Source organism: Granulicella sp. dw_53, assembly GCF_018449545.1.
GTDB lineage: Bacteria > Acidobacteriota > Terriglobia > Terriglobales > Acidobacteriaceae > Edaphobacter.
This window is the reverse complement of the sequence record NZ_JAAVUR010000004.1, coordinates 137,142-150,097: the sequence shown is the minus strand read 5'-3', so window position 1 is coordinate 150,097 and position 12,956 is coordinate 137,142. Positions and strand designations below refer to the sequence as shown.

At 54.1% G+C, this 12,956-nt stretch carries 5 protein-coding genes; 3 read left to right on the top strand and 2 right to left on the bottom strand.

The annotated features are described in order from the left end of the window. The first annotated feature begins 318 nt into the window (after window positions 1-318). Window positions 319-2,841, top strand: coding sequence for a CBM35 domain-containing protein (locus HB393_RS08065; RefSeq protein WP_213804654.1), 2,523 nt, complete (start codon window positions 319-321; stop codon window positions 2,839-2,841). A 64-nt stretch (window positions 2,842-2,905) separates the two neighbouring features. Here the strand turns inward: HB393_RS08065 and HB393_RS08060 are convergent, their stop codons facing one another. Continuing rightward, window positions 2,906-5,176 carry an alpha-galactosidase gene (locus HB393_RS08060; RefSeq protein ID WP_345945092.1) on the bottom strand — a complete coding sequence of 757 codons (2,271 nt, stop codon included), beginning with the start codon at window positions 5,174-5,176 and terminating at the stop codon, window positions 2,906-2,908. A 149-nt stretch (window positions 5,177-5,325) separates the two neighbouring features. Continuing rightward, window positions 5,326-6,891 (bottom strand): sodium:solute symporter family protein, encoded by a 1,566-nt coding sequence (locus HB393_RS08055; protein WP_213804653.1) that lies wholly within the window; start codon window positions 6,889-6,891, stop codon window positions 5,326-5,328. A gap of 295 nt (window positions 6,892-7,186) precedes the next feature. On the opposite strand from HB393_RS08055, the gene HB393_RS08050 reads away from it, so the two are divergent. Beyond that, window positions 7,187-10,714 (top strand): TonB-dependent receptor, encoded by a 3,528-nt coding sequence (locus HB393_RS08050; RefSeq protein ID WP_213804652.1) that lies wholly within the window; start codon window positions 7,187-7,189, stop codon window positions 10,712-10,714. A 211-nt stretch (window positions 10,715-10,925) separates the two neighbouring features. Next, window positions 10,926-12,950 (top strand): hypothetical protein, encoded by a 2,025-nt coding sequence (locus tag HB393_RS08045; RefSeq protein ID WP_213804651.1) that lies wholly within the window; start codon window positions 10,926-10,928, stop codon window positions 12,948-12,950. The last annotated feature ends 6 nt before the right edge of the window (window positions 12,951-12,956 follow it).

The window sequence follows — 12,956 nt, the reverse complement described above, 5'->3', positions numbered from 1 at the left end:
GGGTTTACGCGGACGGGAAGCGACAGAGGGTGCGTCTACCAAATTAAAAGTTCCCGCTTGCCATATTCCCTTATGTACACGTATACATAGTACCGCGAGTTGCCCGTCTTTCAACGGCAACTCCCAACGAAACGAGAGCCCGAACAGGTTGAGTATGCGAGACGCATCCCCAACGCATACTCTGCGACAAAGCGCACAGCGAAAGCAGTGACTCGACGAAACATCTGCGGAGACGAACAGAAGATCGTCATGTCACCTCGGCTGCGGAGCAAGGCTCGGCAGCATGGCAACTCATTCAAACAGCAAAAGAGGAAATACATGACGACCATCCCCTCATCGTTCATCGCGTCAAGCCGCGTGTGCCGAAAGATCCGCAACTATCGCTCAGTCTATGCGGGTCTCTTAACGGTAACCGCCTTTCTAGGATCGGCGATCTCCGGACACGCCCAATCGCCTGGAGTTGCTGAGAAGCCTTACCTGGGCTGGAGCAGCTTCAGCCAGCAGACCATCTCCAGCAGCTTCCTCACACAGGCGAACATCGCGGCCCAATCGGATGCGATGTCGTCCTCCGGTCTGCAGGCACACGGCTTCAACTACATCAACATCGACTCCGGATGGATGGGAAGCTTCGACGCCAACGGGCGCCCCATTCCTAATACCTCCACCTTTCCCGATATCGCAGCCTTAGTGGCGCACATTCATCAGAATGGTCAAAAGGCCGGTATCTACTGGATCCCCGGAGTCGAACAACCAGCAGTGGATGCCAACTATCCCATCCTGGGCACGCAATATCACATCAAAGACATCCTTGCGGTCCCCTATACCGCGGGGAACTCCTTCGGTGGCTCCGGCACCTCTCCGTTTCATTACAAGATCGACTTCACCAAGCCCGGCGCGCAGGAGTACACAAACTCTGTCGTCAATCTCTTCGCATCCTGGGGCATCGACTTTATCAAGCTCGATGCAGTGACGCCCGGCTCTTATCGGGATGACACCTCGATCGACAACCGCCCTGATGTAGCCGCCTGGGCCAAGGCAATCGCCCAAAACGGACGGCCCATGTGGTTCACCATCTCCTGGGCGCTGGATCAGGACTATCTCAGCACATGGCAGACATACGCAAACGCCCGTCGCATCGAAGGCGACGTCGAATGCGAGGGGAACTGCTCTACGCTGACCAATTGGACGATGACATCGCAGCGTTTTTACGATCTCGTAGGCTGGCAGAACGCCGCTGGCCCGACGGTCGGTTGGAACGATCTCGACTCGCTCGAAGTAGGAAATCCCAATACCGATGGCTTGAGCCCCGAAGAGCAGCAGTCCGCAATCACCCTTTGGGCAATGGCAAATGCACCCCTCTACCTCGGGGGAGATCTGACAGCTCTGGACAGCGTTGGCAAACGCCTTCTATCCAACGACGAGGTCATCGCCGTTGACCAGTCGGGGGCTCCTGCAAAGCAGGTCGCCGGCGGATTCTCGCCTGTCTGGGCGATGCACACGGCAGACGGAAGCTACTACGTCGCTCTCTTCAATCTGAACGCCTTCCCATCGCAGGTCGCCATCAAGTGGAGCCCGCTCGGCTTCACGAGCGCTCCACGCGTCCGCGACGTATGGAACCAGATCGATCTTGGTCGTTTCGACGACGGCTTCAGTGCCGTTATCCTGGGTCACGGCGTTCGCCTGCTCAAGGTGACTCCAAACGGCCACGCCGCGCCACCCAACTCTCAGGTCTATGAGGCAGAGTCAGGAACACTGAGTGGATCGGCATCGGTCGTCTCCTGTTCAGCCTGCTCAAGCGGCTCCAAGGTGGGTAATTTGGGATTAGGCGTCAACAATACTGTGACGATTAACAACATTCGCGTCGACCGAGCGGGAACCTACGCGATGGAGATCGACTCTATGACGATCGGCAGCAGGGCGCTCCTATACCAGGTCAATGGCGGTCCATCCACAACTCTCAATGTAGGAGGCGGAAGTTTCAACCTTCCCTCCAGCACGACCGTTCCCGTCCAGTTGAAGGCCGGCTGGAACAGCATTCAATTTGGCAATCCCACCAGCTACCCTCCAGACCTGGATCGAATCGTAATCAGTGGCAATGGGTCCGCCGTTGCGCCGAACTACACCGCCTATGAAGCGGAACTCGCCACCTTCAGTGGAAGTGCCAGCGCCTCCTTCTGCGGGAGCTGCTCCGGAGTCTCAGAGGCGGGAAACATCGGTGGTGGCGCCAATAACAACGTCACCTTCACCCACGTCACCGTTCACGCAGCGGGCACCTATCAGATGGAGATCGACTACCTCACCAGCGGACCTCGCTCCTTCTTCATGAGTGTTAACGGTGGTACCAGCACAGAGCTAGATCTCGATGGCAGCAGCTTCAGCTTGCCCACTAGCACGGTAATTCCAGTGACGTTGAAGGCCGGCTCGAACACGATACAGTTTGGCAATCCGATCGGCTTTGCTCCGGCTCTTGATCGCATCGCAATCGCTCCGACGGCCGGGTCTGCAACGCTCTCAGGATCGATCGCAAAGAAACTTGGCCCTCCAAATCTTCGCATCTGGAAGCTATCTCTCGGCAATAGTGGCTCGACGCGCGCAGAAAGATCTCAGGTCAATCTCTTTTCCCTGACGCAAGCGGAAGGAGACAAAACCTGTCACCCTCGCGTAATAGGCCGATTGCCAATTGAAGTAGGAGACATCTCTCCCGGTGGCCAGAAGAACGTAGAGATCCCAATTGATTTCTCCAGATGTGCTGAAAACGCGACCTTTGCCGCAAGCATCGTGTTCTCGTCAAACAATGGAGCCGCCGTCGATACCATCACCGAAACCACTACAACAAAGTAACAATCTTCGTAGCCCTAGCGGCTGGTGACCACGGCATAAACTCCACGCCACGGGCGCCAGCCGCTTACTTTGAAACCGCCTCCAATGTGAATGCAGCAGCCTGAAAATCTCCCCGAAGATCCACATCCACACCATGCTGCATCCAGAATGCACCACTTGCAACTGCAGGTGAGCCCGTCGAAAGCTTTCCATCCAGTGCCTTAATCCGATACGTAACATCAGCCTTCAGCCCACGAAGGTAGATACGCGGAAACGGATAGAGCATCTGGCTAGAATGGAGGAATGCGAAGGCTACAGCCAGCTTCTGATCCTCCGCAATAGATTCAGTTACAGAGTATTCGCTCCCGTTCTGAGGGGAGATCAATCGGTAAAGAGATCCCCGTTGCACGGTCTCTCGGATCTGCTTGTACTGTGCAACCATCTTCTTCGCAGTCTCAAAATCCTGCGGTTTCCAATGATTCAGATCCGCCCCGATTCCAAGCGATCCTTGCATGGAAGAGAGAAAGCGATATTCGAGCGAGAGCGTACGTTGATTGACCCATGTGGGCGAATCTGTCACCCACGCCATCATCACCCCCGGCGTATAGGCATAGGTGAAGCCGTCTTGTATAAGCAGCCGGTCGAAGGCATCGGTATTATCCGAAGGCCAGACCTCATCGGTGTACTGCATAATGCCAAGGTCCACTCGCCCGCCACCACCAGAGCAGCTCTCGATCTCGACATGGGGATGTCTTCTGCGAAGCTCCTCCAGGATGGAATAGAGGTTCTGCACATACGTGATGTAGACCTTCTTCTGCTCTTCAGGAGCCACAGCGGGCCATCCGGGCTCAGACCAGTTACGGTTGTAATCCCACTTTAGAAAGGCGATGTCATTCTCGTTCAGAAGGGAATCGAGAAATTGAAAGACATACGCACGCACATCAGGTCGCGCAAGATTGAGCATGAGCTGATTTCGTCCCTCAGTCCGCGGACGGCCAGGGAAGTTCAGCACCCAATCAGGATGTTTGCGATATAGGTCGGAGTTAGGATTGACCATCTCGGGTTCAACCCAAAGTCCGAAGTCCATACCAAGCGAATGGACCTTATCAATCAGCGGCCTCAGCCCATGAGGAAATTTGACTGGATTTACATTCCAATCTCCCAGCCCCGCTTTGTCGCCCGATCGCTGACCGAACCAACCATCGTCGACCACGAAGCGTTCGACCCCAATAGTGGCAGCCTTCTCTGCAAGCGACTCCTGACCAGCCTCATCCACGTTGAAGCCAGTAGGCTCCCAGGAGTTATAAAGCACAGGCCGCAGCTTTGGATGAGGTGCGTTTGGCAGGATGCTGCCAAGTTCAAAGCGATGGAGAAGCCGTGAGGCGCCGCCGATGCCATCGTGCGAGTAGCCCGCATAGAAATTAGGCGTCTGGAGCCGTTCTCCCGCGGCCAGGCGATAGTTGAAGTCGAAGTCGTTCGGACCTCCCGTCACCCGCACCTGTTGGACCTGATCCTGCTCAATGCTGATCCGCCACGATCCACTCCAGCCCAGTGCCCCAAACCAGACATCACCATGGTCTTGATCGTTCGAGCCATCTCGGTCAATGGCGAACCATGGATTATTTTGATCCCCGGTAGATCCACGGCGACTCTCTAAAACTGTCTTGCCAGGCTGAATGCGCTGCTCCTGCAGCCTCCACTCTCCCGCCCACCGGCCCGTGAGGTAACGCAATCGGTAGTCTGTTCCACGAGGCAGATTCCAGGTGCCAGATGCGATCTGCCCAATATTCAGTGGGGAAGCAGTCTTGTTCTCAACCTGCGCTGACCTGCGCAGCACCCCGGTAATTGGATCCGCCTCATACTGTAGGTCAACGTAAACCTCACGCGATATATCCTTCAGCCTCAGAGTAAGCAGACGGCCATCGATAGTATGTGACTGATACTGCAATACCAGATCGCGGTTCCCATCCGGAAAGGTGACCTTCAAATCAGGTTCAATATAAACCCCGCCACCCCAGGCGACAAACTCTTGAGGTGTAGTGTTCGTGGAAAGATCGAACGAAGAGTTACCAGAAGCCGAATGCGGCGCCGCAAACGTATCGTCCATACTGAGGCGCTTCCCCCAGTAGAGCGTCTGTACCTGCTTCACCTCGTTGATGCCGAGGACATAAGACGTGTCGGCAGCATCGATGCGAAAGACCTTAGTCTCCTTGTCAAAGCGGATGGAGGCATCATTCGATTGCGCTCGAACCATCTGCGAAACGAATGGATTCAGAAAGAAAAACATGAGGAACGAGACATGGCAAATGCCAAGCCCGCGTATGGCCTCCGCGCGAAGGAATAATAAATCACTCAATCGACGAAGTATGGCTCTTCCTGAAGTATGCATCGCTACGCTCCATCCAACCATTTTGTCTGGCCCTCGGTAATAAAACTTATGACTGCTTCGTTCAAGGCGAATTCAGCAGAGTATCGATCGAAGCCTCTGAATGACCATCCCTGGCTTTAGCGGAAGACAATGCTCAAGCACAGACAGATGGCGAGGATAATGAGCGCGTGGAACACAGTCGTTCTAGGAATCCGAATAGATCCGCGGGTTCCGGTCCAGCAAGTGAGATCTGCAAGCTCCTCGTGCGGTTTAGCGGGAGTGATCGCACTGAGGAGCGCCGTAACGAGAAAGCAGCTCGTCCATGCAAGAATCGCCCCGTAAAAATTGGCGCTCATATCGCTGCCGTACGTGATCCAATGCAGCCGGTATGCGAAGTTATGTGCGATGGATGCCAGCGTGCCAAAAAGAAGTCCCCAGAATCCAGCCTTGGGAGTAGCCCATGTCGTGAACATACCAAGCAGGAATGTAGCCAGAAGCGGCGCGTTGAAAAGAGAAAATAGCAGTTGCAAATAATCCATCAGATCGTTGAAAGACAATGCCAGATACGCAGTCGCAATACTAAGCAAGATAGCAGCGAGCGTAGAGATTCTTCCCGCTAGAACATAGTGATCATCGCTCTTGCCAGGTGCCAGGGTAGCTCGATAGACGTCATGGGTCCAAATCGTAACCAGCGCATTGATATTACCCGCAAGTCCCGCCATAAGGCTTGCAAGAATGGCTGTAATGCCGAACCCTAGCAGACCATGGCGATAGTAACGCATCATAAGCACCGGCAAGGCCTGGTCGTAGTTGAACTCGAGCTGAGGACGAAAGAGGACGGCCGCCGCGAGACCAGGAAGCACGACCAGAACAGGGAAGAAGATTTTCACGGTAGCGGCGATCAACGGAGTGTTGATGACGCCTGCTGTGCTACGCGCAGCAAGAGCCCTCTGGATCAGCACAAAGTCCGTGCACCAATACCCGAAGCTCAGAACAAAGCCAAGTCCCATCGTGATGCCGACAACATCCATGCGGGCAACATGTGGACTCGCGATAGGAAGCCCAACCCACGTATGACGCATGGAAGGTTGCAACTGGGAGAGGATGGCGCCTAGCCCATGAAAATCGCGCAGAATGAAAAATACGAGCGGCAGTAGCCCCAGGATAATAAGTCCGAATTGAATTACTTCGTTGTACATGGTCGCGGTGAGGCCACCGAGCGAGACGTAGAGAAAGACAATCGCAGCGGCAGTGAGGGTGGTCTGCGTGAAGCTCCAACCGAGAAAGGTACGTAACACCTGCGACAGCGCATAGAGACTAATGCCAGAGACCAAAATCATCATGATCCCGCAGCAGATGACATTCAGCGTTCGGGTAGCCTCGTTGAAACGCAGCTTGAGGAATTCTGGCACCGTGAGAGCACGGCTTCGCATATAGATCGGCATCATGCAGAGAGCCACGAAGACCATGGCAGGAATAGCGCCGATCCAATAAAAATGTAAAGTCTCCGCTCCATACTTCGCACTCGCAGAGACGATGCCCACAATCTCAAGCGCCCCGCAGTTAGCTGCAAGAAAAGCAATCGCAGTGATGGCGGTGGGCAAGGTGCGAGCGGCATGGAAGAACTCCGAAGACGACTGTGCCTTTCTGCGAAAGAGCCACCCAACCACAAGTGTGGTGAAGAAATAGACCCCTACAGTCAAGAGGTCAACCGTGTTGGGAGGGAAAGAGCGCAACAAGCGAAATACTATCTGATCGTTGGGATAAGACCATATCGATGGCTAGAATATTCCGTCGGCCACTCGATGGTAGGGTGTTCGAAGCCGACGAGCGTCGCGCCATAAGAGATGATTTCACTAGGTAAAGATCTTCAGTTGACAACCCCCTATTCACTCAAATATAGATACTGACGCACTGCATTAATGTATACGTATACATTACCAGAAGGGCTGGTCCCGGGAAACGTCAATTTCATGCATCGAAAGGGAAGGCCAGAATATGTCTAGAGATCTAATCAAAAAGAGCCGAAAGCAGCTCTTTCTTAGTTCATGGTTTGTGTTTTCACTCTGTGTGCTTCTGCTTTTAGTGCCGACAACATGGGCGCAGGTCGATCAGGGAACCATCTCCGGCTTGGTACAAGATGAGTCTGGCGCAGTAGTCTCCGGGGCAAAGGTAACTCTTACCAATACCGACACCGGGTTTGTTCTGGAACGTACCGCAAACAGTAATGGCGTCTACGTCTTTTCGCCCGTGAAGATAGGGAACTACAAGGTGAGCGCCGGAGCGCCAGGATTTCAGACGACGGCTCGTGAAAATCTACACTTGGATATTCAGCAGCGCCTGAACGTCATGCTCGATCTGCACGCTGGCGAGGTTTCGCAGTCGGTAACGGTATCGTCCTCGGAGGTCCCTCTACTTCAAACGCAGGATAGCGCTGTGGGCCAAGTCATCAGCACGGAAACCATCAACAACACCCCACTTAATGGCCGCAACTGGGTCTACATCGCTCAACTCACCGCCGGCGTCGCTCCGCCCTTCGGAAACACTCGCGGGAGTGGAACGGGCGACTTTGTAGCCAACGGCCAGCGTGCGGAGCAAAATAATTTCATCCTGGATGGAGTGGACAATAACACCAACCTAGTCGACTTCCTCAACGGTTCAAGCTTTGTGATGCGTCCTCCCCCGGATGCCTTGGCCGAGTTCAATCTCCAGACCAGCAACTACAGCGCGGAGTTTGGGCACTCAGCCGGCGCCGTTATGAATGCCAGTATCAAATCCGGCACCAACCAGATCCACGGCAGTGTGTGGGAGTATCTTCGCAACACCAGTCTCGACGCACGGAATTGGAATACCTTGGCAGGAGCGCCCGTCCCTCCTTACCATCAGAATCAATTCGGAGCCACGCTCGGGTTCCCCGTCTTGAAAGACAAGCTCTTCTACTTTGGCGACCTGGAAGTAAATCGAATCGCGATTGGCCAGCCAAACATCTATACGGTGCCCACCCCACTGATGAGACAAGGCGATTTCTCGGAGTTACTAAACCCCTCCTTGACCGGGTCCAATCCGATCCAGTTATATCAACCAAACTCCGGCGGCGCGCAAACGCTATCTTGCGGCGGGAGAAACAACGTCTTTTGCCCAAATCAGATCAGTCCGGTCGCGCAAAATATTCTCAAGATGTATCCAGCTCCGAACACAAATGGCGGGAAAACCTTCAACAATCTTGATGAGAACATTGCGCGCCACGACAATACCTTTCAGTGGGATCAGCGGCTGGACTGGAATCCAACCTCCAAAGATCAGGCATACGCACGTTACAGCTATATGCATCAGATCATCTCGAACGGTCTTCCCCTTGGTCCAATCCTCGATGGAAGCGGATTCGGTGGGGAAAGCGATACGAACCTGGCCGAGAACTTCATGCTCAGCGAGACGCACGTCTTTACTCCCAGTCTCACCAACGAATTTCGATTCGGCTATAACTGGGGTGTCTTCAAGTTCCAGCAGCCAAATGCAAATAACACGACGTTAGCAGCGACACTCGGACTAGGTGGCGTTCCCAATCTAGGTCCAGGACTCGGAGGCCTGCCACTGGGATACTTCAACAACAACACCTCCACGCTGCAGCAGTGGGGTTCTGTCGGCACTCAAAACGAAGCTCAAAACGTATATCAGATACTGGATAACGTCAGCAAAACCCTCGGCAATCACTCGCTGAAGGTCGGCGTATCCTTCCAGGCGATCCGCGTCTTCGACCGGTACGCACCCGCTCCCCTAGGTCAATATTTCTACAACGCTGTATACACAGGAGCTCCAGGCGTAAACTTCACCGGCTATGGCGTGGCGGATTTTCTCGCCGACCAGATGAATACGGCAAGCATCGCGAACGCCCCCAACATCAATGATGCTCAGTGGTACGACTCCGTCTACGCACAAGATGACTGGAAGATCACGCATAACCTCACCCTCAATCTAGGCCTTAGATACGACTACTATCAGCCCTATAAAGAAAACAGCGGAGCTCAGGCGAACTTCATACAAACAGGAGGGCTCGGTATCGGCACCGGAACAGGCATCTATCAGCTTCCGAGCCGTTCGCGAAACGTAGATCTAGGCGCACCCTTCCTGGCCGCGCTCGCGCAAGACCACGTCGCTTTGCAGTATGTAGACAACGAGCGGCTGGCCACCTCGCAAAAGTTGAACTTCGCTCCGCGCATCGGATTTGCATATCAACCTGGTCAAAATACTGTCGTTCGCGGCGGCTTCGGTCTCTTCTACGGCGGTCTGCAAAGCCAGGGAAATACGAACCTGGGAACGAACTTCCCCTTTTCAAACACCGCAAATATGACAGCTCCAAATTGCGTACAAGGCAACTGCCCATCCCTGGCAAGTCAGGGCGTTAGTTTGGAGACGGGCCTTATATCGCAGACTGCCGGCGGTTTGCAAAACTTCGTATCGAACCCTACCCTTCACGCCATCGATTCTAAGATCAAGACGCCGTATACCATGAACTACAACCTGTCCGTCCAGCGATCGATATCGAACAACGTAGTCGCGACGCTTAGCTACGTTGGCAACGTCTCGCGTCATCTTTCGCTGTTCTACGATCCCAATACGATTCGAGGACTCTTCGCGCCGGGCACCAGCACCCAGGACAAACTACCATTTCCTAACCTGGGCAGCATCGGGACCATCCACTTCGGAGGTGTCAGCGATTACAACTCACTTCAAGCCAAATTAGAGAAACGACTGTCCCACGGTCTCACCTTCCTCGCAACCTATACATGGTCGCACGCGCTCGACGACAGCAGCGATGCGGGAGGTCTATCCACAGCGGTCGGCGACCGTAACATGGCAATCATCCCCTACACCGACGAGTACACCAACTCGCCCTACGACATCAGACACCGCGTCACACTTAATGGTAACTACCAGCTTCCCTTCGGCAAAGGCAGAACGTTTCTAAATAAATCACGTTGGGAAGATGAAGTAATCGGCAACTGGTCTTCGAGCCTTACGTTCGCCGCCCAGACTGGCACGCCGTTCACCGTCACTCCCAACAACAGCACCGCCGCGGGAGGGAGTGCGCGAGCAATTCAGATAGGCGATCCATTCGCCCCCGGCGGAGGTCCCAATTGCCCAACCCGGACCAAGACACGCGATAACTGGTATAACCCCTGTGCCTTTGCAAATCCGCTGGATGGCAGCACCATCGGAACTAGGTTCCAATCACCGGTAACAGACGAGCAAACTGCGATTGCACTCCTTGGTGGCAGGTCAAATACCATCTACGGACCTGGTTATTACAGCATCAATATGTCGCTGTTCAAAAACTTCACCACCTTCCGGGAGCAGTATCTACAGTTTCGTGTGGATACCTTCAATCTTCTGAACCATCCCACCCTAGCCAATCCGTCGACCACGAATAACAACTCGAATGGCGGTCAAATTACAGCTCCAAAGACCTTCCAGAACAACACTCCCGATGCCCGCTTCTTACAGGTCTCTTTGAAATATGCCTTCTAAGAAATAACAATCAGGATGGAATGGGTATATAACTCATTCCATCCTGGAAATTTGTAACATTCTGCCATAGGGATCTGTCATGAGATGTTCCATTCGTTGGCCCCGGATATCTGCACGAATTGAAATAATTGTCTTCGCCTGGTTCGTCTGGTTAACTTCTTTGCAGGCATCTGCATTCGCTAAATCTGCCGCACCAGACTACGAAGTTACCTTGCAAAGCCAACTGGTAACCGTTCGTTATCACATCCAATCTGGCACGATGGACATCTCTTGGAAAGACGGCCACAAGCTTCTTGGCATCACCAGCAGCGCTCGCTTGGAAGACGGGCGTTCGCTCTCAACTGCCGCTTACACGTTGCACGAACTAGACCGGTCAAGCAACACCGCAGATGCAGCCTCGGAGCATGAATACACCATCCGAAGCACGGCCCCCGGCCTGCCCTCGTTTCTTCAACACATCCGGCTCTATGACGGAAAACCCTGGATCTCAGTTGAATCAGAGTTAGCTCCGGAAGCAGGTGCGATTGGTACCCGGCACTTCGATACCGTGGTAGTCAAAGGCCCAGCCGCAGTGCAACTCGGAAAGATCCAATCCTTGCGGCTTCTGCACGTACCCTTCGACAACGACATGTGGTTTCGCTACAACAGCTTTGGCGTTGCAGCCATGAAGGCTGGTCAGACCTATACGAGTAATGAAGTTACAGCCATCTACGACAACGCCACCCGCCAGGCTCTTATCCTAGGTTCCATCAATCACGATACCTGGAAGACGGCCATCGAAACCCATGCTACGGATGGCCATCTGACCGACCTGGACATCTACGGCGGCATCTCTTCACCAACCGGAGTAAGAACCGACACGCACGACACGACAGAGCACGGCCTCGTTCACGGCCCGCATGTAGTCTCGCCTCGGATCTTTATTGGTTCCTTCTCCGATTGGAGAGATGGGCTCGAGGCCTATGGTGCGGTCAACGCGGCTATACATCCTCCTCTAAAATGGCCTGCCGGAACTCCCATGGGATGGAATAGCTGGGCGGCTTACGCAGAAAAGATCAACGACCATCGTTATTTAGAGTCCGCCACATTCGTTAGGGACACACTAGTTCCTCAAGGCTTCGGACGAAATAAGGTGGTCTACATTAATCTCGATGCTTTCTGGTCGAACCTCGACGGCGTGCAGCTTGCCGATGCGGTTGCCAACATCAAGGCCATGCATGGGGCAGACGGCACCCACTTTGAGCCCGGCATCTATTGGACACCCTTTGCCTACTGGTCTGACGATCTGGATGCCTACGTCGAAGGCACCGGAATGAAGTACCGGTACCGCGATATCTTGTTGAAGACGTCCGACGGGTCACCGCTCCCCAAGGTAGATGGTGGTCTGCCAATTGACCCCTCGCATCCTGGAGCGAAGGCTCGCGCCACCTATTTCCTGCAGCAGTTCCAGCAGCTTGGATTTAAATACCTGAAGCTGGATTTTCTCTCCCACGGCGCTCTCGAAGGAGTCCACTTCGATCCCAAAATTCAAACAGGAATTGAAGCCTACAACGCCGGCATGAAGCAGATCGTCGACGAGACAGGCAATCGCATGTTCCTTAGTCTCTCCATCGCTCCGCTCTTTCCCGCAGGATATGGACACGCACGGCGCCTCTCCTGCGACACTAAAGGCCACATCAGCGGCGGCGATCAGACCACCGAATACATGCTCAATTCATTGACCTACGGTTGGTGGACCGATAAAAATCTCTACATCACCGATCCCGATCACGTTGTCTTAGGTACAAAAGCCGACCAGGGCGCGCGAACCGTGATCGAAGGGAAGAGCCGCCTCCTCTCGGCAATCATCAGCGGCGGAATGATCCTCGACAGCAGCCGACTTGCCGATGATCCCCAGGGCCGCGAACTCGCCCAGGCGGTCTACAACGACCGCGAATGGTTTGCGATAGCTGACGAAGGGAAAACATTTCGCCCCATCGAAGGGGATACAGGGGATAAGGCGGCAGCCGTCTTCGTTCGTCCTTCGCCGCACGGCGAATACGTTGCACTCTTCAACTACGACGAGAAGCTCCCTCAAACGATCACGCTTCCTTTGAAGCGCATCGATCGCGCTGCCTCCTCTGTCTCCATCACGGACGTCTCGTCCGGCAAGACGCTTCAGTCTGCTCGCGGGACTGTCAGCATCGAGTTAGCGCCATCAGAGTCGAAGTTGATCGAGCTACATTGGAAGAAGTAGTTCAAT

Bases quoted from the DNA above. Each gene is read 5' to 3' on its own strand.
- HB393_RS08065 (WP_213804654.1), top strand. From the start codon at position 319: ATGACGACCATCCCCTCATCGTTCATCGCGTCAAGCCGCGTGTGCCGA.
- HB393_RS08050 (WP_213804652.1), top strand. From the start codon at position 7,187: ATGTCTAGAGATCTAATCAAAAAGAGCCGAAAGCAGCTCTTTCTTAGT.